Origin of the sequence: Pseudomonas sp. G1002 (assembly GCF_013385455.1) — a bacterium.
Taxonomy (GTDB): Bacteria; Pseudomonadota; Gammaproteobacteria; order Pseudomonadales; family Pseudomonadaceae; genus Aquipseudomonas.
The window spans coordinates 51639-73554 of the sequence record NZ_JACAPY010000036.1 but is presented as its reverse complement, the minus strand read 5'-3'; the positions used below and the strand labels follow the sequence as shown (position 1 = coordinate 73554).

Genomic DNA, 21916 nt, shown 5'->3' with positions numbered 1-21916 from the left:
GCTTCCATGGTTATTGTGTCACTCGCGAGCCGTTCGTCGGATTTTTCTGGTGTGGTGCGCATCAGTTACGTCGAGTGAACGGCATGTGGTAAGTCCGGCGGTACCACTGACTATTGTCTCGCGGCTACGAAATTTGCTTTTCTGTCCTTCTCGGACGGCCTATATAAGGGTTGCCCCTATCTGTGTAGGAAGACTCCTACAGATATGTCAAGACTTGTAATATGTCAGTGAGATGGCAAAATGGAATCTGTTCTCGATAACAGGCATTTTGTGCGCTAAAGTCCGGCAGCGACGCTGGGTTTTTTCTGCCATATAACTAAAATAAAAATACACAATCTTGTCTGCATAACGAGCCCGCAGTTTCTCTTTGAAGGCAGGTTTTTGTTGTGAGTAGTAGCTTCCGTGCTCCCCCGGTTCGATCGTCCGACGAAATTGATTTTGTGCGACTTTTCGCGTCTGTCTGGCAACAAAAAAAACTTCTGCTTTTCGTCACTCTCGGGGCGGGATTGATTGCGGCGTCCTACGCATTTTTAGCTTCCCCTGTATATAAGGTCAGCACGGTTTTGCGGCCTGCGGCGATTAATGATTTGGATGCGCTAAATCGATCAGAGATATATCAGCTTCCTCCGGCTGACGCGCTCCTCAAAGTGGGCGCAGCGCTCGACTCTTATGATACGCGCCTGAGCTATTTCAAGAAAAACCAGAAGCTTTTCGAGAAATTTGTTCGTCCTGGGCAGACTCTGGAGCAGAGTTTTCAGGAGTTCAATCATGACTCTATTCGTTTGATTCTTCCTGATGCAGATAAGAAAAATTCGCTGAGTTCCTACATCAAGCTCGAGATGATGTATCCGAAAGGCGTCGACGGCGTCTCTATTCTTAATGGCTTTGTCGACTACGCTATCGAAAGTGAGCGCGAACGCGTCACGGCTGATTTGAATGTGATCGTTAAAAACCGTTTGAGGGAGCTTAAAGGCAAGCTCGATTCGGCTCGTTCAAACTACGATATTGAAAAAGAAGCCAAAATAGCGTCATTGCGAGAAGCTGACTCGTTGAAACGCGCGCAATTGCAGGATGAGTTGAAGGCGCTGCGTTCGCAGTTGAAAACCTTGCGTAGCGACCGTATTGCTCAGCTGAATGAGGCTATAGGGATTGCCCGTTCCCTGGGCATTCAAAAGCCGGCTACGCCTTCTTCACTTGGTGAATCGGCCGTGACGAACGCTGGTAGCGTGATGCGTACTGAGGTGAACAACCAGCAGATCCCACTTTATTTTATGGGGGTAGATGCGCTTAAGGCTGAGCTTGCTGCATTGCAGTCACGCAAGTCGGATGATTTTACCGAGTCGCGCATCGCTCAAATCGCCAGGGAACTTCAGTTGCTCGCATCCAACCGAGAGATTGAGGTCCTGGATGCTCGAAAAAATGAAGATATCTTTCTTGCGGGCGTTCAACCGTTGAGAACAGAGATTTTCCGTTTGAGTAGCCTGAATATCGACCTGGCGAAGCTGCGGCTGGTGAGTATTGACCAGCAGGCCCTTGAGCCGTTGGTTCCGTCGAGCCCGAATCGTCCATTGATCATTTTTCTTGGCCTGCTCCTGGGGGCGATTGTCGCGATTGGTATTGCGTTGGTCAGGCAGGCGTTACGTGCTGCTCGCGACAATGCAGAGCGCGATGGGCACGAGCCGGCAGGCTCACTTCTCCATTCGGTCGCTCAGTTGGATCGGCAACAAGAGCCTGGCAATAAGTTAAACCGAAAATAACTCCAAGGCCGTGAAGCTTTTGGCTTCACGCGTTTTCCCCTCGGGCCCGTATTTCTTGCTTTCATACGGAACCTGCATTACGTGCTTGCGCAACTGTGAACCGCCGAGGGGCATTCCTGGGTGGTTTCTCGGCTATCAAAAGTTACTAAGACTTTGCGTCGAGTCTTCATGGCGTTTCGGCATTTGATCTTTGTTTACTTGTGCGGGCGTCAAGCGTCCTGCACAGGTTTGTATTGTTGGTTTAATAGTTGATGGTGCACCGCCTAATACGGTTTGATGTGGATTTTTATGTGCGGTCTCCAGGTTAATGGCTTATGGCTAGTATTGGTTCGGAATTTGATAAGGGCGTACCGTTCGGCCAGGTCGGTCGTGCAGGGTGCGCCGGCGATTAGCAACGAGCTGCATGGCACAGTCGAGCGTGGGCCCAATTGCGATCTCGGATAGGTCGGGTTCCTGTGGGGCAATAACCAAAAGCCCAATTTCAATGAGAGGTTGCGACGCACCATTGCGGTGAAGCGGCTCACCGCAAATGTTGCGGTAAAACCTTGTCCTGTCCTGAACTGAGGGGGGGATGATGGGGTCTCATGGGGCATGTGGTTGAGCCAGCCAGGCGTTATGTTGGCACGCTTGTTGATGATATGCTGCGCTGCAAAGCAGAGGCGGTTGCAGTTGGAGCGGCGAAAACTCGCTTGCGCGTAATCGGTAGGTCAGGCAGGGGCATGGCAGCGTTGCTGGTTTCCAGACTGATTCTCTGACTAAATAATGATATGGAATCGTTGGTAATCTAATGACTTTAAAGATCTTGAGTGTTTTCGGTACGCGACCGGAAGCTATAAAAATGGCTCCATTAGCTTTAGCGTTGAATGCAGATGAGCGTTTTGAGGCCAAAATCTGCGTCACGGGTCAACACCGTGAAATGCTGGATCAAGTGTTAGAGTTATTTAAACTTGAACCTGACTTTGATCTTAGTATCATGAAGTCGGGTCAAGACCTTACCGACGTGACAACTGGTATTCTTCAGGGAATGAAAGAGGTCTTCCGGACTTATCGGCCGGATATTGTCTTGGTGCATGGTGATACCGCTACGACCTTTGCAACTACATTGGCGGCGTACTATCAGCAAATTCCTGTGGCTCATATCGAAGCTGGGCTTCGCACCGGAAATTTATATTCTCCCTGGCCGGAAGAGGCCAATCGAAAGTTGACGGGAGCACTCGCGCTTCTTCACTTCGCTCCTACTGAACGATCGCAACAGAATTTACTGCGTGAAGGGGTGTCACCTGACGCGATTCATGTGACTGGGAATACTGTAATCGACGCTCTGCTTGAGGTCGTACAGAAGCTCGAGACCAATGACCAGTTAAAACAGAAGTTCTCCGAGCAGTTCGCATTTTTACCTGCTCAACGCCGCGTCATCCTTGTGACAGGGCATCGGCGTGAAAGCTTCGGCGATGGATTCGAAAGGATCTGCAGTTCGTTGGCTTCGATTGCCCATGAGTTTGATGATGTGGAGATCGTGTACCCCGTTCATTTGAATCCAAATGTCCGTGAACCGGTCAACCGTTTGTTGGCTGGTATAAAAAATATTCACCTCATCGAACCATTGGATTATCTACCTTTTGTCTATTTGATGAATCGGTCGTACTTGATTCTGACGGACTCCGGTGGTGTGCAGGAAGAGGCACCTTCTTTGGGCAAGCCCGTGCTGGTCATGCGGGACACTACCGAGCGGCCTGAGGCGATTGAGGCGGGTACCGTCAGATTGGTCGGTACAGAGAAGGACAAGATAGTTCACCACTTGCGTGAGCTTTTACTTGATCAAAAGGCTTACGAGGAGATGAGCGTTGCTCATAATCCTTATGGTGACGGTCACGCCTGCATGCGTATTGTTAATGCTCTAGCCACTTTCAAAAATTAAGGTTTGGTCATGGATTTTTCCACTATTTCTGTAATTGGTTTGGGCTATATCGGTTTGCCAACCGCAGCCGTTTTTGCTGCGCGAAAGTTAAAGGTCATTGGTGTCGACGTTAATCAAAAGGCCGTCGATACGATCAACGGCGGACAGATTCATATCGTTGAGCCTGATTTGGACATAGTCGTGCACGCGGCCGTGACCGAGGGGTATCTGCGCGCCAGTACACGACCTGAGCCGGCGGACGCCTTCTTGATTGCGGTGCCCACTCCTTTCAAGGATGGTCATGCTCCGGACCTTTCTTACATTGAGTCCGCAAGCAAATCCATTGCGCCAGTATTGAAAAAGGGTGATCTGGTCATCCTCGAGTCCACTTCTCCCGTGGGTGCGACTGAAAAGATGTCGGCATGGCTGGCTGAAGCACGCCCTGACCTGACGTTCCCGCAGACCCATGGCGAGGCGTCGGACATTCGCGTGGCTCACTGCCCTGAGCGCGTGCTTCCCGGTCACGTGTTGCGCGAGTTGGTACAGAATGATCGCGTCATCGGCGGGATGACCCCCAAGTGCTCAGAAGCCGCCACACGTCTGTATAAATTGTTTGTAGAGGGCGAGTGCATTATCACCAACGCCCGAACAGCAGAAATGTGCAAGTTGACCGAGAACAGCTTTCGCGATGTGAATATTGCCTTCGCGAACGAATTGTCGATGATATGCGATAAGTTCGATGTCGATGTGTGGGAGCTTATCAAGCTCGCCAACCGGCACCCTCGCGTCAATATCCTCCAACCAGGACCTGGCGTGGGTGGGCATTGCATCGCCGTCGACCCTTGGTTCATCGTGAGTCAGGCTGAAGGCCAGGCGAAACTGATCCAAACTGCACGTGAAGTCAATGACTCAAAACCGTCGTGGGTTATGGAGAAAGTTGATGCTGCTGTGGCCGATCATCTGTCGAGTCACCCCGGGAAGTCGGAAAAAGACATTGTTATCGCGTGCTTCGGCCTGGCATTCAAACCTGATATTGATGACCTGCGGGAAAGTCCATCTCTGGAAATTACGAAAAATATCTCAAGCCGGCACGCCGGGAAGGTTATTGTCGTAGAACCTAATATTGATTCTCTGCCTGCGACGTTGCCGAACGCTGAGTTGTGCACAATAGAAGAAGCGTTTGAGCGCGCGGATGTCTTGTTGTTACTGGTGGATCACAAGCCATTCAAAAGTGTTTCTTCTTCACTTCTCGAGGGTCGCCGGATTGTTGATACCCGGGGAATCTGGCTTGTATGAAAATTCTTCCGGTTATTATGTCTGGAGGCTCGGGAACGAGACTCTGGCCGCTTAGCAGAACTCTTTACCCGAAGCAGTTTCTGGCAATTTCGGGGCGGGAGACGTTGTTTCAGCAGGCGATTGCCCGACTGTTGAAGATTGACGGTCAAGGCTCGGATTTATTGGCTCCATGCATCGTTGCCAACGATGAGCATCGTTTCCTGTGTCTCGACCAGATCCGGGAAATGAACGTTTCTAAAGCTGTTGTCATTCTTGAACCGGTAGGACGCAATACGGCCCCTGCGCTTACGTTGGCGGCGCTTTATGCGCGCGATGAGGTGGGAGAGGAGATTGACCCGGTTCTGGTCGTTGTCCCGGCCGACCAGATGATTCTCGATATTCAAGCTTTTACTGACACGGTCAGTAAAGCGGTCGATGTTGCGAAAGACGGCAGCATTGTGATCTTGGGGATTACGCCTGATCGCCCTGAGACGGGTTATGGTTATATCCACTCGGCAGACCCCTCTACCGTCAAGAGGGTGGATGCGTTTGTTGAAAAGCCTGAGCGGACAACCGCAGAAAAATACCTGGAAGATGGAAGCTATTTCTGGAATAGCGGTATTTTTGTGCTGCGCGCGTCAGTCTGGTTGAAAGCACTGGGCGCGTTCAGAAGTGACATCTTCGATGCCACTGAGGCCGCGTGGAAGGGCCGAGTTGAAGATAATGGGTTTATTCGACCACAACTTGACGCGTTTTCCCTGATACCGCCTGAGTCGATTGACTATGCCGTGATCGAGCATTGCGCGAAAACGCCTTCAGCTGGCCTGACGTTGAAAATGCTCACGATGGATGCCGGTTGGTCTGACCTGGGAGCATGGGATGCTGTTTGGCGTTCGAGTGAAAAGGACGAAAAACAAAACGCTACCCATGGCGACGTAATAATAGACTCCAGCTCCAATACATTGGTTTACGCCTCTCACCGTTTGGTAACGGCCGTGGGGCTTGAAAATATTGTTATCGTCGAGACGCCTGATGCCGTATTGGTTGCGGATAAAGATCGTAGCCAGGGTGTGAAGGCTATTGTCGAAGCGTTGAATATCAAGGCCAGGCCAGAATCAAAGCTTCATCGTCGTGTTCATCGCCCGTGGGGCTGGTACGACAGCATAGATTCGGGCTCACGCTTTCAGGTGAAGCGGATATTGGTGAAGCCGAAAGCAACCTTGAGTTTGCAGAAGCATTACCATCGGGCGGAGCATTGGATTGTTGTGTCTGGCACCGCTGAAGTCACCTGTGAAGATCGTGTTTTTCAGCTGAACGAAAACCAGAGTACTTATATCCCTATTGGCCATGTTCATCGCCTTTCCAATCCTGGCACCATTCCTCTTGAGATCATAGAGGTGCAGTCGGGAACGTACTTGGGTGAGGATGATATTGTTCGATTTGACGATACCTATGGACGTGTTTAAGGCTTAAATTTTTAGGAGTTGTACAGATGCAGAAGCATGCGCTGGTTACTGGTGTTACAGGTCAGGATGGGGCTTACCTTGTCGAACTGCTGCTGTCCAAGGGTTATAAGGTCTATGGCGCCTATCGCCGCACAAGTTCTGTAAGTTTCTGGCGATTAGAGGAACTTGGTGTTTTTGGGCATGATGATCTTCATCTTGTCGAATTTGATTTGACTGATCTCTCCGGAACTATTCGTTTAATTCAGAATTGCGCCCCGGACGAGGTTTATAACCTGGCGGCTCAAAGCTTCGTAGGCGTTTCCTTCGATCAGCCAATTACAACCGCGCAGATTACGGGAGTCGGTGCGCTTAATTTGCTCGAAGCGATCCGAATAGTAAATCCGAAGATTCGTTTCTATCAAGCTTCGACATCTGAAATGTTCGGGCTGGTACAGGCTGTTCCTCAATCTGAAAGCACGCCTTTCTACCCACGCAGCCCTTACGGTGTTGCGAAGTTGTTTGCGCATTGGACAACCATCAACTATCGCGAATCATATGATATTTTTGCCACCAGCGGAATTCTGTTCAATCATGAGTCTCCGCTGCGAGGAAAAGAGTTCGTTACTCGTAAAATTACCGATGCTGTAGCCAGTATCGAAATGGGCGAGCAGCAAGTGCTCGAACTCGGAAACATGGATGCCAAGCGAGACTGGGGTTTCGCTAAAGAGTATGTAGATGGCATGCACCGAATGTTGCAGATCGACACACCGGAAACATTTGTGCTTGCTACCAACCGCACTGAAACCGTTCGTGATTTTGTTGCCATGAGCTTCAAGGCCGTAGGGGTTGATATCGATTGGTCTGGAAGTGGCGAGAACGAATTCGGCGTTGACCGTCGTACCGGCATCACCCGGGTGAAAGTTAACCCACGCTTCTATCGACCCGCGGAAGTCGAGTTGTTGATTGGCGACGCTTCGTTTGCAAAAGAGCGGTTAGGCTGGAAACCAGAAACGACGCTGGAGCAACTGTGCCAGCTGATGGTTGAAGCTGACTTGAGAAGGGTTCGCAATGGCACTTCAAAGTAAAGATCGGACAGTACTGATTACAGGGCTCTCGGGTTTTACTGGAAAGCATTTGGCGCAAAGCCTCACCAAGGCCGGCTGGCGGGTTGCCGGCCTTGGTGGGGAGCGCCTGGCCTGTGAGTTTGACCACTTGGATGCGGACCTGAATGACACGGCGCGACTCAGTGGTTGGATAAAGCAGGTTCAGCCCACCCATGTTATTCACTTGGCCGCGCTGGCGCATGTCACCAGCAGCGATGCCTTGTCATATTACCGAGTCAATGTATTGGGTACAGAAAGCCTTCTTAATGCGATTAAGGAGGCTGAGGTGGTCGTTGAAAAAATCATCATTGCGAGCAGTGCAAACATTTACGGGAACGCTATTTCATCGCCCATTTCAGAAAGCAGTGAACCGCAGCCCGTTAATCATTACGCACTGAGCAAGCTGACGATGGAGGCCCTTGTCCGCAAGTGGTTTTCTCGTATGCCTATATTGGTGGTACGGCCATTCAATTACACTGGACCCGGCCAGTCGGAGTCATTCGTTTTCTCCAAGATCGTGGGCGCATTTGCCCGTGGAGAAAAGGAGCTCAGATTGGGCAATCTGGATGTATCCCGCGACTTGTCTGATATCGGTTTTGTGGTGGAGGCCTATTCAAGGCTGTTGACGTCCAATCAACGTGGTGAGTTTATAAATATCTGCTCGGGGCGCAGCATTTCCTTACTGAGCGTGATTGATGAAATGGAACAGATTGCAGGTTATCGGCCAACGATAACAGTTGATCCTGCCTTTGTCAGGGAAGATGAAGTTAAAGAGCTTTATGGTAGTCCGGCCAAGCTCTTTGATGTGGTAGGTGAAATTAATGTGCCTAGTTTGCACGATACATTGCTGTCAATGTATCAGCAGAAGGCACGTGTTTAATACGGTTGGCAAGTAACGGGTTGGTGCACTGTGCGTATATGTTTTTTTGCTAATATGTCCGCTCACGCTAATTGGCGCGAGATGTTTGATAAAGTTGAGTTTTATCGGGTTGATATTCGAATTCTCAAGGAGCTCGGACACGAAGTCGTTCTGTCCGGGACGCCGGGCACATTAGATTGGAAAGCGGATCTCTATTTTTGTTGGTGGTGGGGGCATTCGCCGCTTCCGTTGCTCGCCGGAAAACTCCGTCGTCGGCCGGTAATTGTAACTGGGGCCTTTGACTACTCCACCTGCCGGAAAGAAATCCCGGGTCTGTGTTATCTGGACCGTCCGCTATGGCAGAAGGCAGTGCTGCGTACCTCGCTGTTATTAGCCGATCGAAACCTGTTCATCTCAAGATCGGAGTGTGAGGAAGTCACAACCAACCTGCCGGTGAGAAACCCCGTGTACGCAACGCTGGCGATTGATACAGATTACTATTCTCCTGGCGAGCTTCCGGCGGTTGGATCGAATTACTTTTTTACGGTGACCTGGACCAGTCGTACGAACGCCATTCGTAAAGGGCTGATTCCGACGATTGAGGCGTTTGCAAAAGTTTCGGCTAACGCAAGTCATCTTCGCCTGGTTGTTGCTGGCAAACATGGTGACTACCTGCAGGAACTAAAAGACCTGGCGCAGCGCCTGGGTGTGGCAGACAAGGTGGAGTTTGTCGGGATGATTTCCGATGAAGAAAAGCTGCACCACTACCGCAATTGCCTGGCCTATGTTCAACCAACGCTCTATGAAGGTTTCGGGCATGCGATCGGCGAAGCGCTGGCGTGTGGCGCGCGAGTGATCACGTCGCCTCGGGGCGCGGTGCCTGAGGTCGCGGGTAACTTCGCTTACTGGGTTCAACCAGATAGCCAGGAAGAAATTGCTGCGGCCATGGAGACGGTTGTCGCCACGCCGACTTGCGCTGAAGATGCCAAAGCCAGGCATCAGTGGATTTCTTCCAATTATTCCATCGCAGCTCGTCGTGTGGCGCTTAAAAATGTCCTGGATTCCTTGTCGCTGGTGAAATAAAGGAGAGCTTCGTTGATAGTGTTTATAAAGATTCATGGTGGTAGCGTGTGTTGAATCGTCTGATCAGCATGTTTGAAAGTTCGAAGCTGTTACAGCTGATCGTTATTACTGCCTGTATTCAAGGTGGGGTAATAATAAGTCAGTTTTTGATCACGCCTTGGGTTGATCCGTCGGTCGTCGGTGTGGTGCGCTCGCTGGAAACAATTATTGCTCTTGTCGTGCTGGCAGGAAGTTTGGGCATGCAAAGCATCGCGATTCGCGATACGGCGGCGAGTCATGGTACTTCTCGTCAAAGTGAAGTGCTTCGGCAAGTGTTTTTGTTGGTCGGGATCGCTTCAGGTGTCGTGATTGCTGGTATATACGTCGCGCATGAGTTTGTGCTGACCTCTGCGATTAGTTCTTATGTTTTTACAACCTGTGGCTTGGTGCTGTTGACTAATTTGCTTCGTGTAACGACTGGCTTTGCTCAGGGGGCGAAGGCGATACGCGAGATCTACTTCGTTCTGATGCTGGTTACCGGGGCGGGCGTTATTCTGCATGTTGTGTTGACGAAGTTGTATGGTATCCAGGGCTGGATGGCCGCTCGTTATCTTGGTGAGTTCTTTTGTCTCGCTGCCGTTTGGTGGAAACTGCGAGCGCATATCTTTCTGGCGCTTGATTTTCGCCAGGTGAACGGGCGCGAATTAATGACAACGGCCAAGTCCGGTGTCATTGTCAATGCCAGCCTGTTTGTTCGTCTGTTGGTGGATAGTCTGCCTGTCCTGATGTTGACTGCTTATCATGTGAAAACCGACGAGATCGGTTTTTTTGGTATTGCTATATTGAGCCTTATTCTTGGCTTGCTGCCATTGGCAATCATTGCACAAAGGGCCCTTCCTGAGTTGGTCGAGGTCATCCATGATAAAAGCGAGTTGCGCGAAAGGTATCATGCATTCTCAAAAAGCATGTTAAAGATCTCATCCACGGTTGCTTTGCTATTGATCCTTTGCTCTTGTATATGGTTGGTGTGTGTGGGCGGTGTTTATAAGCAGACGGCCATGTATATCATTGTGTTGGCGTTGACTTTGCCCCTGAAGGCTATGGCTCTTGCTTGCGGTACAATACTGGTCGCATTGCGTGTTTTTAGTTTAAGCCTTAAAACCAATATTGTAGAGGGCTTGCTTGTTCTTTTAATTCTATACGTCGGTATCCCTGTTTTGGATGCTTGGGCTGGCGTTTTGGGGTATGTGGTTGGTGCTGTTTTGTCCGCCGTGCTGCTTCTGATTGCGGTGAGAGTCCGCCTCGCTGATTTATGACCCAAGAGGTTGATACCTTGGAAGAAAAATATTTAGGGCCTGAGCAGTTGCGAGTCCCGCTTGAAAAAAAAGCGTTTGATTGTTTTGGCGTTGGCTTTTTCTTTTTGGTGATCTGGTTTGCAGGCGTTATTGTCCCATTATATCCCTTTATCATGGGGTTTGATGGGTTTAGTCAGTTTTGGGAGTTTGCCTTTTTCGATAAGCAGAGTTCTATTGACTATGCCATTTTGCTGTATGCCGGGGCTTTGATTTTTGTTTTGATGGGGTGTTGGTTAGGACGGAAAACGCATTTTAATTTTCCCGTCGGGATACGCTACATAGTAAGTCCAAGGATTTTTTCGCAACGGGCCTTAGGTTTTTCGTTAGTGGCGCTGCTGGCGTTTACAACTATTCTTGTAATCCTAGGCGGGGTCTCGGGGTTGCTTCAAGGTGCCAGTGACAGGATAAGGGCGTTTGCAGGTTTGAACGGCTTGTTCCTCTTGGAGAACTTGCTGCTCTCTGTCTCGCTGGCCTGGTATATACGGTTGACCCGTGCCGGGAAGAAGTCACTTTCCGAGCGGTTTTGCTTCTGGTTATATTTTTTGGGCGGTTTGTTTATTTGCGCTCTCCAGGGTCAGAAATCGACAATTTTTATTATCGTATTGTCGCTGATTATAGTTCGGCATTACCGCGTTAAGCGTGTCAGTCTTGTAAAAGGAGCGGTGCTTGGGGTGGTGATGTTTGTTTCGCTGATGACCTACCACCTGTTTAAGCAGGAGTTTCTCGCGACAGGTAGATTCTTTTTCATTAACGAAGATCAAGGTGTTTTCCTGTCGTTCATTCATTTTTTGGCGACTCAGTTTACGGGTAATCTAATGCAGTTGCAGACCATGACTGTGCTCATAGATGCTATGCCCGAGAGGCTGGAATGGCAGAATGGCACGACGCTGCTGATGGTTGTATTGATTTTAATACCTTCGGGTCTTTTCCCGAATAAGCCACTTACCGCAGCCGGGGTGTTTACAGGTGCCTTTTGGCCAGATAAATGGCTCATGGAAGGTACGACATTGCCGCCAGGTATTTTTGGTGAGCTTTATATGAACTTTGGCACGCTGGGCGTACTATTCGGCGGTTTTCTTCTTGGCGTTATAGGTGGGCGGCTTTATGGCGCAGTTGTCTATAACCCTCAAAGCGACCGAGCGTTAGGTCTTTATGCATTGGCGATCGCCTCCCTGCTTCACCTTTTTCGAGGGGAATTGGCGTCGGTCGCTCTTCTCATAGCGTCTATATGGCTTCCTTTTTTATTCTTGAGCTCAAAGCGCGAAGAGCCAGTCAATAACCCAATCTAGAGAAACTGATATGTGCGGAATTTTGGGCTACATTCACAACGGAACGCGGGAATCTATTGACTTCTCTTCAGCGCTTTCGTTTATTCGACGTCGTGGGCCTGATGATCAAGGCGTCTGGGCCGATACCGACGTTGGTGTATGGTTGGGCCAGGTGCGCCTTTCCATTCTCGATACCACTTCCGCCGGTCACCAACCCATGGTCTCCGCCGATGGGCGAGTGGTCATGGTGTTTAACGGTGAAATCTATAACTTTCGGGAGTTAAGGGCTCATCTCGAAGCGGCGGGGGATCATTTTTCCAGCCAGTCCGACTCCGAAGTATTGCTCGCACTGTTCTGTCGTTATGGGATTGAGTGTTTAAACCGCTTGAACGGGATTTTCGCGGTCGTATTCTGGGAACGCGACACTGAAACGCTTTGGGTGGCTCGAGATCAGATGGGCGTCAAACCCCTCTATATCCATTCCAGTGATGGTTGTTTTGCATTTTCAAGTGAAATGAAGGGCTTGATCCGAGGCGGCTTCAGTAAAACTGAAATCGACCCGCAAGCCGTACTCGCGCACCTTGGTTTTCTCTGGTCGCCGGGTGATCGGACGATCGTGCGGGATATCAAAAAGGTTTTACCTGGCCAAGCGTTATGCGTCCGTAATGGGCATATCGAGAAGAGCTGGTTTTACTACGAACTGCCGATTTCCGAGAAACCCCTGACAAAAACGGTTGCTGATGTCGCTGTTGATGTCGCCGATGCCGTCAGGACTGCCGTCCAGCGTCAGTTGGTGTCCGACGTACCCTTGGGCTCATTCTTGTCAGGCGGCTTGGACTCCAGTGCCATCGTCGCGTTTGCAGCGCAGGAAATGCGTGATAAGGGGCGGTTGCAGTGCTTCAGTATCCGTGTAGACAACGGCTCCACTGCGAACGAGGGGTTCGCCGATGACCTTCCGTACGCACAGCGCGTTGCCAAGCATCTGGATGTCGACCTGCATGTCGTAGGCGTCGGCGATGAGATGATGGATCGTCTGCCTGAAATGGTTTATCTGCTCGATGAACCTACGCCGGATCCGGCGGCGCTGAATGCGTTGTTCATCTCGGAACTGGCAAGCCAGAACGGCATCAAGGTTCTGCTGTCGGGTGCCGGGGGAGATGATATTTTCACGGGCTATCGTCGTCATTTCGCGTTGGCGCAAGAGCGTTGGTGGGGCGGAATGCCTCGACCGCTGCGTTCGGTTTTGGCCAGCAGTTCAAACCTGCTTCCTGCATCCTCTCCGCTGTCTCGTCGTCTCGGGAAGGCTTTTCGCTATGCGGACTTGCCTGCTGATGATCGCTTGATCAGTTATTTCCTCTGGCTTGAACCTGAACAGGCGTATGGCCTGTTGGCGCCAGACTTGCGACGCCAGCTGGCGGCCGATGATCTGTTTGCGCCGATGCGAGAAACACTTTCGCGGCTGCCTTCGGATGCCACGCCCCTTGATAAAATGCTCACCCTGGAGTGCAAGCATTTTCTCACCGATCACAATCTCAACTACACCGACAAGATGGGTATGGCGACGGGCGTTGAAGTGCGTGTGCCGCTGCTGGATCTTGACCTGGTCCGCCTGGCTGGCTCACTGCCATCGGATATCAAGCAAAAAGGCCGGGAAGGGAAATGGATTTTCAAGAAGGCCATGGAACCCTATCTGCCTCACGACGTCATCTACCGGCCCAAGACGGGCTTCGGCGTACCGCTTCGCAACTGGTTGCAAGGACGCCTGAAGCCTTTGGTCGATGAGGTGCTTTCTCCTGCATCCCTGCTGAAAAGGGGGATATTCGATCCCAAGGCGGTGGCGCATCTGATCGAAGCAGATCGTTCAGGCCGGATAGACGCTGCTTATACGTTGTTCGGCATCGTTTGCATGGAACTCTGGTGCAAACAGTATCTGGACGGCGATTTCGCCCTCGACGGTTGAGTGGGCGGCGACGCCACGGCCTTATCCGATGGTAGGATACATAGCTCTATACAAGTTTCTCAGTGATGAGTGAATTTTTAACTTTATTGGTGTGAATGCATGAAGCAGGTTGTTCAGAACATGGCTAGCGGTGAGACGTCATTGGTTAATGCACCCGCTCCCGCCGTTCGTAGTGGCACGCTAAAGATCCATACAACCAATACGCTGATTTCTGCTGGCACGGAACGCATGCTGGTAGGGTTTGGCCGTGCCAACTGGTTGGAAAAAGCTCGCCAGCAACCTGACAAGGTCCGCATGGTTCTGCAAAAGGTCCAGACCGATGGCTTGGCGACAACGGTGGAAGCCGTTCGCTCGAAGCTTGCGCAGCCGTTGCCGCTTGGATACTGCAACGTGGGTGTTGTGGGTGCCGTGGGCAATGATGTGTCCGGGTTCAAGCCGGGCGACCGTGTGGTTTCCAATGGTCCTCATGCCGATATCGTTGTTGTTCCCAAGAATCTGTGTGCCTTGATTCCGGACTCGGTCAGCGACGAAGCCGCTTCGTTTACCGTGCTTGCCAGCATCGGCTTGCAGGGCATTCGTCTGGCTCAGCCGACATTGGGTGAAACCTTTGTAGTCACCGGCGTAGGCCTGATCGGACTGATGACGGTCCAGCTCCTGCGGGCTCAAGGCTGCCGGGTACTTGCCGTTGACTTCGATGAGCAAAAGCTGGCATTGGCTCGCAGTTATGGCGCCGAAACCTGCAACCCCGGCAAGGGCGAAGATGTTGTTTCGGCGGGAATGACATTCAGCCGCGGAAGAGGGGTGGATGGCGTCATCATTACGGCGTCGACCAAGTCGTCCGACCCGGTCACCCAGGCGGCACACATGTGCCGTAAGCGTGGGCGCATTGTTCTGGTAGGGGTAACCGGGCTTGAGTTGAGTCGAGCCGACTTCTATGAGAAGGAACTGACATTCCAGGTTTCATGTTCTTACGGGCCCGGGCGCTACGATCCGAGTTACGAAGATCAAGGCAACGACTTCCCGATTGGTTTCGTTCGCTGGACTGAGCAGCGCAACTTCGAAGCCGTCCTGGACATGCTCGCCAGCGGCCAATTGGAGGTCAACTCGTTGATCTCCCATCGGGTTGCATTCGAAGACGCCGCGGATGCCTATCAGACGCTTACGACGGATAATTCGGCGCTGGGCATCATTCTTCAGTACACCTCGGAAGAGACCGAGCGAAACATCAAGGAAGTGGTGCTGGCACCTGGTGCGGTAGCCAGTTTCGACCCGGTCAAACCCGTGGTGGGCTTCATCGGTGCAGGAAACTATGCATCAAGAATGCTGATACCGGCATTCAAGGCCGCAGGGGCTCAGTTCCATACGATTGTGACTGCCGGTGGCATCAACGGTGTAATACACGGCAGCAAGGCCGGATTTGCACAAGCCTCGACTGATATCAGTGCGATGCTTGGCGAGAGCACGATCAACACTGTTGCAATTGTCACCCGGCACGACAGCCATGCCCGTTTTGTCGCGCAAGCGCTGGAGGCGGGTAAACATGTGTTCGTCGAAAAGCCATTGGCCATTGAAGCCCAGGATCTGGCAACGGTTGAAGAGGCCTATCGAAAGGCTGTCGAACAAGGGCTCAAGCCACATTTGATGGTGGGGTTCAATCGACGCTTTTCGCCGCAGGTGCAAAAGATGAAGGCGTTGCTCTCGGCTGTAAAAGAGCCCAAGTCTTTCATCATGACGATGAATGCCGGAGCGATTCCCGCAAATCACTGGACCCAGGACCCGTCAGTCGGCGGTGGGCGCATTATTGGCGAAGCGTGTCATTTCATCGACCTGATGCGTTTTCTCGCGGGCAGCAAAATTGTTTCGATCCAGGCCCGCAGAATGGGCGATACGCCTGCTGTTGCCATTACGGAAGATAAAGCGGCGATCACCCTGGGGTTTGAGGATGGCTCTTTCGGCACCATCCTCTATCTGGCCAATGGCGCTTCAAGCTTTCCAAAAGAGCGAGTTGAAGTTTTCGCTGCCGGACGCGTCCTGCAACTGGATAACTTCCGCAAGTTGAAGGGTTTCGGCTGGCCGGGCTTCAGCAAGCTGAATCTCTGGAAACAGAACAAGGGGCAAAGCGAGTGCGCTGCAGCTTTCCTGGCAGCGGTGCAAAACGGGGCGGTCACGCCGATCACTTCCGATGAGATTTTCGAAGTGGCGCGCGTGAGCATTGAAGTTGCCCGGATTCTGCGCGAGCAATGAGCCTTCTTCTTGTTAAAGCCAAAACTGCGATAGCTCTCGGTTTTGGCAATCTGGCGCGTGCATTGACGTATCGGCTCGGGGTCAAGACTGGCTTGAACCCGGTCCGACGCCTTCGGGCTGAAATTCCTCAAGGCCCGTTTTTTGCGGAAAGTGCGAGGCAGGCCGGCTCGTTGCCATGTGCGTCCCAATGGGATTCCCAGGTCCGGTATTTCGGGTTCTGGGAGTGCCCGGTATCGGACGCACCCCCTGACTGGCATTTGAATCCGCTGAATGGAGTTCGAGTGCCTGATCCCGGCCGGGAATGGTGGCGGATTCCTGATTTTGATGCCGCTGTCGGTGATATCAAGAATATCTGGGAAGCTTCGCGATTTGACTGGACGTTGGTCTTTGCCCAGAAGTCCTGTGTTGGCGGGTCTTCAGGGACGGCGCAGTTAAACGGTTGGTTGACGGATTGGTGTGTCAACAATCCTCCCTATTGCGGTCCGAACTGGAAGTGCGGTCAGGAGGCGTCCATTCGTGTCCTGCACCTGGCGATGAGTTCGGTCATTGTCGAACAGTTTGCCAACCCGTTGCCGGGGCTTGTGGATCTGGTCCGACTGCACCTCAAGCGTATCGAGCCGACGCTGAGCTATGCGATGGCTCAGGACAATAACCACGGGACTTCCGAGGCGGCTGCACTTTTTGTCGGCGGCAGTTGGTTGACCTCAAGCGGTTGCCCCGAGGGCGAACGCTGGCAGCGATTGGGGCGCAAATGGCTCGAAAACCGGGCCGCTCGGCTGATCGAGCAAGATGGCAGTTTCAGCCAGTACTCCGTCAATTATCATCGGGTGATGCTCGACACATTTTCCATGGTTGAAATCTGGAGAAACAAGCTGGGGCTCCCGGCGTTCTCCGCCACGTTCCAACTCAGGGCTCGCACAGCCGCGCATTGGTTATTTTCGTTGGTCGACGAGCACACTGGAGATGCTCCGAACATGGGCGCAAATGATGGTGCCCGGCTGCTGCCACTGACGGATACGGACTATCGCGACTTCAGGCCTTCGGTCCAGTTGTCCATGGCGTTGTTTGCCGGAAAGAGAGCCTATGAGGCGGCAGGTGAATGGGATTTGCCACTGCAATGGCTGCTGCTGCCCGGCCCATCGGCGGTAGCGGAGCGTCCAGGTAGCCAGCTGTTTGATCAGGGTGGTTATGCATTGTTGCGGCGTGAACAAACCTTCGCTGTATTGCGCTACCCGCGCTTCCGGTTTCGCCCCAGCCAGGCCGATGCCCTGCATGTGGATCTATGGCGTGCAGGCATTAACCTGCTCCGGGATGCAGGTACCTTCAGCTACAACACCTCTGCCCAGTGGCTGAGTTATTTTCCGGGTACCGCCAGCCACAACACCCTTCAATTTGATGGGCGAGACCAGATGCCGAGGCTCAGCCGGTTTCTGTTCGGGGAGTGGTTGCATACGCGCCAGGTCGAAAGCCTGGTTGAGCAGGCTGGAACAAGCGCCTGCGGCGCCACGTATATCGACGGTAACGGCGTCCGTCATAAGCGGCATGTGAGCCTGAGCGACACCGGCATGCTGGTCAGGGATGAATTTAGCGGATTCAAGGATCGTGCAGTTCTACGCTGGCGTTTGCAGCCGGGGGACTGGCGGCTTGAGGGCGACGTCCTGACCAACGGCTCCCATCGATTGTCGGTTGCAGGCAGCATGCCTATCGTGCGACGAGCGCTCGTCCAGGGTTGGGAGTCTCGTTACTACTTACAAAAAACTGAAGTGCCGGTGCTTGAGGTTGAGGTGACTTCGGCGGGCGTTTTGACTACGGAGTATCACTGGTAGACATGAAAGTCCTTTATTTTCATCAGCATTTTTCTACTCCGAAAGGAGCGACCGGTATCCGGTCCTATGAGATGGCCCGCCGCCTGGTTGCCAGGGGGCATCAGGTGACGATGGTCTGCGGCAGCTACGGTGGTGGCCAAACGGGGCTGGAAAGCCCTTTCGTTGGTGGAAAACGCAAAGGTACCGTCGACGGTATCGAGATCATCGAATTTGACCTGGCGTACTCCAACAGCGATGGCCTGTTCGTTCGAGCGCTCAGCTTTTTAAAGTTTGCAGTGCGCAGTATCGGTATTGCGCTAACCGAGCGTTACGACCTGGTCTTTGCGACCACCACGCCATTGACAGCCGGTATCCCCGGGATATTCGCCCGGTGGTTTCGCAATAAGCCGTTTGTATTTGAGGTCCGGGATCTCTGGCCCGAGCTGCCGAAAGCGATGGGCGTCATTCGTAATCCGGTAATCCTTGCCGCCATGTCTTTTCTTGAGTGGGCAAGTTATCGCTCGGCTCACCGGGTCATTGGATTGTCTCCAGGTATTGTGGATGGAATTGCGCACCGCGGTGTGGCGCGTGATCGAATCGAAATGATCCCAAACGGTTGTGACCTTGATATTTTCAACACGCCTGCTGAGCCATGGTTGCCGGCTGGAGTGGATAAAAGCCATCTGGTAGCGGTCTTCGCGGGTACTCATGGAGTGGCCAACAAGCTGGACGCGGTGCTCGATGCGGCTCGAGAGCTTAAACTGCGTAAGCGCGATGATATCCGGCTGGTTTTGATCGGGCAGGGCAAGCTCAAGCCCGCGCTTCAGAAGCGTGCAGCGGAAGAGCAGCTGGACAATGTGATATTTCATGACCCGGTGAACAAGGCCCGGTTGTCCGGTTTGATGGCCAGCGCGGACCTGGGGCTGCAGATATTGGCAAACGTACCGGCCTTTTACTACGGAACGTCGCCTAACAAGTTTTTCGACTATATCGCGTCAGGGTTGCCTGTTTTAAATAACTACCCGGGCTGGCTCGCCGAGATGATTTCCACCGAGAACTGCGGTTTTGTCGTACCTCCAGATGATGCTGCGCTTTTCGCAGATGCGTTGATACAGGCGGCAGATGATCGTGACGAGCTGCGGGCGAAGGGCGCACGAGGCAGAGAATTGGCGGTCAGAGAGTTTGACCGACGTAAATTGGCTGACCGGTTTGTGGATTGGCTGGAGGGTGTTGCCAGATGATCAAGCGTGGTTTTGATTTATTTGCGTCGTTGCTTGGACTAATTCTGCTTTCTCCGGTCATAGCAGTAATTGCCTGGAACATTCGCAAGAAATTGGGATCTCCCGTTCTGTTTCGTCAGGTTCGACCAGGTCGGAATGGCAAACCGTTCGAAATGATCAAGTTCCGTACGATGCGTGATGCTCATGACGCAAACGGTGAGCCTTTGCCAGACTCCCAGCGCATGACAGCCTTTGGCAGTTTTCTGCGATCCAGCAGCCTGGATGAATTGCCCGAGTTGTGGAATGTGGTCAAGGGCGATATGAGCCTGGTGGGCCCGCGACCGTTGCTGATGGAATACCTGCCTCTCTACAGCGCCGAACAATATCGTCGCCATGAGGTTCGCCCTGGCGTCAGCGGCTGGGCACAGGTCAACGGGCGCAACGCAATAGGCTGGGAAGAAAAGTTCAAGCTGGACACCTGGTATGTCGATAATCAGTCTTTTTGGCTGGATATGAAGGTGATTTTCCTGACGATCAAGAAAGTTCTGGTGCGTGACGGTATCAGTGCCGAAGGCGAAGCTACAGCATCGAAGTTCACGGGCTCCAAGCCATGAGCCGCCTTGCGGTGCTGGGTGCAAGCGGCCATGGCAAAGTCGTCGCGGATACGGCCGAATGCTGCGGTTGGGACACGATTGAATTCTTTGATGACGCCTGGCCCGGTTTGCTTCGAAATGGTGCCTGGAGCGTCGTAGGCAACACCGAGAGACTGTTGGCGGCTGTGCATGAATATGACGGTGTGTTGGTGGCGATCGGCAATAATCGGGTTCGCCAGGCAAAACTGGACCAGCTGAAGGCGGCAGGCGCTACGCTGGTAACGCTGCGCCATCCGGATTCAACCGTCAGCCGGTATGCCACGCTTGGTGAGGGGTCGGTGGTGTTTGCTGGCGCGGTGGTAAACGCCGATGCCAAAGTTGGCAGGGGCGCTATTCTCAATACGGGCAGCAGTGTCGACCACGATTGTCTATTGGGATCGTGTGTGCACATCAGCCCCGGCGCCCGGCTTGCAGGGGGCGTCTGCGTACAGGATCTGAGCTGGATTGGCATAGGTGCCTGCATACGACAACTTGTGAGCATCGGTTCACAGGTCATGGTTGGTGCGGGTGCCGTAGTTGTCAGAGACGTGCCAGACAAGGTTACGGTCGCCGGAGTGCCGGCCAGGTTATTGGACGGCTCTTGAAAAGTCGTCGCCGCGCGAACAGCGGATTGAGCGAATTGCAACGGGGCTCGTAGTGACGAGTCTTTCATATTTTCGAATGAAAACTGACGGGTACTGGTTGTGTTGAATTCACCATTTTCTCCTTGGCCTTCTTTTACTGAAGAGGAAGCTGACGCCGTACGTGATGTGATTCTGTCCAATAAGGTCAACTACTGGACTGGTACACAGGGGCGTGAGTTTGAGAAGGAGTTCGCTGCATGGGCGGGCACCGAATACGCCATCGGCCTGGCTAACGGAACGGTTGCCCTGGACCTTGCCTTGAAGGCGTTGGGTATCGGTGCTGGCGATGAAGTGATTGTCACCTCACGCACGTTTCTTGCTTCCGTCTCGAGCATTGTGAATGCCGGGGCTGTTCCGGTTTTTGCCGATGTGGATCGCGATTCGCAAAACTCCAACGCGCAGACTATCCGCGCTGTACTGACTCCTCGCACCCGGGCCGTAATCTGTGTGCATTTGGCTGGCTGGCCTTGCGATATGGATCCGATCATGGCCCTGGCCGAGGAATTCGACCTTAAAGTGATCGAAGATTGTGCCCAGGCCCATGGCGCCCGTTACAAGGGGCGCCCGGTGGGGTCAATTGGCCATATCTCTGCCTGGTCCTTTTGTCAGGACAAGATCATGACCACAGGTGGCGAGGGCGGAATGGTCACAACCAACGATCGTAAGTTGTGGTCGGACATGTGGTCGTTCAAGGATCATGGCAAAAGCTGGGAAGCTGTCTACGAACGTAACCATCCTCCTGGTTTTCGCTGGTTGCATGAAAGCTTCGGTACGAACTGGAGAATGCTCGAGGTTCAGGCCGTCATCGGTCGGATTCAGCTCAAGCGCATGACCGACTGGCAGGCCAGCCGGCTGGCGAATGCCGGGCAGATATGGGAGTGCGCCAGCCAACTCAAAGGCTTGCGTGTGCCAATCATGCCTGAGGGCAGTGTTCACGCGGCGTATAAGTGCTACGTGTTTGTCGAGCCTCAGGCTCTCAAGGCCGGATGGGATCGTGATCGTATTCTGGCGGAGATTTCGGCACGAGACGTTCCGGTATTTTCCGGTTCCTGCTCCGAGGTCTATCTGGAGAAGGCGTTTGACAATACTGGCTGGCGTCCGGCGAGCCGGTTGCCGGTAGCACGGGAGCTCGGCGAAACAAGTGTAATGTTTCTCGTGCACCCGACGTTGACGCAGCATGAGATCGACAAGACATGCTCGGTGCTCAAGGCCGTTATGCAGTTGGCTACCGAAGAGTAATCAGTTAGACAGTCAGGAATGCCCGTCTTTGTTTGCAACGCAGAAGGATTTGAGCTGCGGGCCAGTCAAATGGAATTTTCCATCATCATGGTATGAGGTCCCTTGGAATCATCCATGGTGGTGGCGGATGTACTTTAGGAGTAACAGAGGT

At 52.7% G+C, this 21916-nt stretch carries 16 protein-coding genes; all 16 read left to right on the top strand.

What is annotated here, in order from left to right; all coding sequences use genetic code 11:
* The first annotated feature begins 386 nt into the window (after positions 1 to 386).
* The 16 genes from HX801_RS23930 to HX801_RS23855 all read left to right on the top strand — a co-directional run bounded on the left by HX801_RS23930 (position 387) and on the right by HX801_RS23855 (position 21765).
* A complete protein-coding gene (locus HX801_RS23930; RefSeq protein WP_177008095.1) occupies positions 387 to 1757 on the top strand; it encodes a Wzz/FepE/Etk N-terminal domain-containing protein in 1371 nt (456 codons plus the stop codon).
* A gap of 787 nt (positions 1758 to 2544) precedes the next feature.
* The gene (gene wecB, locus HX801_RS23925) at positions 2545 to 3675 is read left to right on the top strand and encodes a non-hydrolyzing UDP-N-acetylglucosamine 2-epimerase (protein ID WP_177022866.1); all 1131 of its coding nucleotides are present in this window, start codon (positions 2545 to 2547) and stop codon (positions 3673 to 3675) included.
* 9 nt (positions 3676 to 3684) lie between these two features.
* Complete coding sequence (gene wecC / locus HX801_RS23920; protein WP_008437696.1) at positions 3685 to 4950, top strand: UDP-N-acetyl-D-mannosamine dehydrogenase; 1266 nt, start codon at positions 3685 to 3687, stop codon at positions 4948 to 4950.
* Positions 4947 to 6395: a mannose-1-phosphate guanylyltransferase/mannose-6-phosphate isomerase gene (locus tag HX801_RS23915; protein ID WP_008437697.1), complete on the top strand. Its 1449-nt coding sequence runs from the start codon at positions 4947 to 4949 to the stop codon at positions 6393 to 6395. The genes wecC and HX801_RS23915 overlap by 4 nt, the downstream gene beginning before the upstream one ends.
* A gap of 26 nt (positions 6396 to 6421) precedes the next feature.
* A complete protein-coding gene (gene gmd, locus HX801_RS23910) occupies positions 6422 to 7459 on the top strand; it encodes a GDP-mannose 4,6-dehydratase (protein WP_008437698.1) in 1038 nt (345 codons plus the stop codon).
* The gene (locus HX801_RS23905; protein WP_177019489.1) at positions 7443 to 8357 is read left to right on the top strand and encodes a GDP-mannose 4,6-dehydratase; all 915 of its coding nucleotides are present in this window, start codon (positions 7443 to 7445) and stop codon (positions 8355 to 8357) included. The genes gmd and HX801_RS23905 overlap by 17 nt, the downstream gene beginning before the upstream one ends.
* Before the next feature lie 81 nt (positions 8358 to 8438).
* Positions 8439 to 9419, top strand: a complete 981-nt coding sequence (locus HX801_RS32105) for a glycosyltransferase (protein WP_250884715.1) — start codon at positions 8439 to 8441, stop codon at positions 9417 to 9419.
* A gap of 47 nt (positions 9420 to 9466) precedes the next feature.
* Positions 9467 to 10714 carry a hypothetical protein gene (locus HX801_RS23895; protein ID WP_177019488.1) on the top strand — a complete coding sequence of 416 codons (1248 nt, stop codon included), beginning with the start codon at positions 9467 to 9469 and terminating at the stop codon, positions 10712 to 10714.
* Complete coding sequence (locus HX801_RS23890) at positions 10711 to 12042, top strand: O-antigen polymerase (RefSeq protein WP_177022865.1); 1332 nt, start codon at positions 10711 to 10713, stop codon at positions 12040 to 12042. Before HX801_RS23895 ends, HX801_RS23890 begins: the two co-directional genes overlap by 4 nt.
* A 10-nt stretch (positions 12043 to 12052) precedes the next feature.
* A complete protein-coding gene (gene asnB / locus HX801_RS23885; RefSeq protein ID WP_177008091.1) occupies positions 12053 to 13981 on the top strand; it encodes an asparagine synthase (glutamine-hydrolyzing) in 1929 nt (642 codons plus the stop codon).
* Positions 13982 to 14080: 99 nt separating this feature from the next.
* Positions 14081 to 16225, top strand: coding sequence for a bi-domain-containing oxidoreductase (locus HX801_RS23880; RefSeq protein ID WP_032899671.1), 2145 nt, complete (start codon positions 14081 to 14083; stop codon positions 16223 to 16225).
* Positions 16226 to 16506: 281 nt separating this feature from the next.
* The gene (locus HX801_RS23875) at positions 16507 to 18051 is read left to right on the top strand and encodes a heparinase II/III-family protein (RefSeq protein ID WP_371316587.1); all 1545 of its coding nucleotides are present in this window, start codon (positions 16507 to 16509) and stop codon (positions 18049 to 18051) included.
* A gap of 2 nt (positions 18052 to 18053) precedes the next feature.
* Positions 18054 to 19271 carry a glycosyltransferase family 4 protein gene (locus tag HX801_RS23870; protein WP_177008088.1) on the top strand — a complete coding sequence of 406 codons (1218 nt, stop codon included), beginning with the start codon at positions 18054 to 18056 and terminating at the stop codon, positions 19269 to 19271.
* Positions 19268 to 19864, top strand: coding sequence for a sugar transferase (locus HX801_RS23865; RefSeq protein ID WP_177008087.1), 597 nt, complete (start codon positions 19268 to 19270; stop codon positions 19862 to 19864). Before HX801_RS23870 ends, HX801_RS23865 begins: the two co-directional genes overlap by 4 nt.
* Positions 19861 to 20487: an acetyltransferase gene (locus HX801_RS23860; protein ID WP_177008086.1), complete on the top strand. Its 627-nt coding sequence runs from the start codon at positions 19861 to 19863 to the stop codon at positions 20485 to 20487. The genes HX801_RS23865 and HX801_RS23860 overlap by 4 nt, the downstream gene beginning before the upstream one ends.
* Positions 20488 to 20586: 99 nt before the next feature.
* On the top strand, positions 20587 to 21765 hold the full coding sequence (locus HX801_RS23855; protein ID WP_177022863.1) for a DegT/DnrJ/EryC1/StrS aminotransferase family protein: 1179 nt from the start codon (positions 20587 to 20589) through the stop codon (positions 21763 to 21765).
* Positions 21766 to 21916: the final 151 nt, after the last annotated feature.

Bases quoted from the DNA above. Each gene is read 5' to 3' on its own strand.
- wecB (WP_177022866.1), top strand. From the start codon at position 2,545: ATGACTTTAAAGATCTTGAGTGTTTTCGGTACGCGACCGGAAGCTATA.
- wecC (WP_008437696.1), top strand. From the start codon at position 3,685: ATGGATTTTTCCACTATTTCTGTAATTGGTTTGGGCTATATCGGTTTG.
- HX801_RS23915 (WP_008437697.1), top strand. From the start codon at position 4,947: ATGAAAATTCTTCCGGTTATTATGTCTGGAGGCTCGGGAACGAGACTC.
- gmd (WP_008437698.1), top strand. From the start codon at position 6,422: ATGCAGAAGCATGCGCTGGTTACTGGTGTTACAGGTCAGGATGGGGCT.
- HX801_RS23905 (WP_177019489.1), top strand. From the start codon at position 7,443: ATGGCACTTCAAAGTAAAGATCGGACAGTACTGATTACAGGGCTCTCG.
- HX801_RS32105 (WP_250884715.1), top strand. From the start codon at position 8,439: ATGTTTGATAAAGTTGAGTTTTATCGGGTTGATATTCGAATTCTCAAG.
- HX801_RS23890 (WP_177022865.1), top strand. From the start codon at position 10,711: ATGACCCAAGAGGTTGATACCTTGGAAGAAAAATATTTAGGGCCTGAG.
- asnB (WP_177008091.1), top strand. From the start codon at position 12,053: ATGTGCGGAATTTTGGGCTACATTCACAACGGAACGCGGGAATCTATT.
- HX801_RS23880 (WP_032899671.1), top strand. From the start codon at position 14,081: ATGAAGCAGGTTGTTCAGAACATGGCTAGCGGTGAGACGTCATTGGTT.
- HX801_RS23870 (WP_177008088.1), top strand. From the start codon at position 18,054: ATGAAAGTCCTTTATTTTCATCAGCATTTTTCTACTCCGAAAGGAGCG.
- HX801_RS23865 (WP_177008087.1), top strand. From the start codon at position 19,268: ATGATCAAGCGTGGTTTTGATTTATTTGCGTCGTTGCTTGGACTAATT.
- HX801_RS23860 (WP_177008086.1), top strand. From the start codon at position 19,861: ATGAGCCGCCTTGCGGTGCTGGGTGCAAGCGGCCATGGCAAAGTCGTC.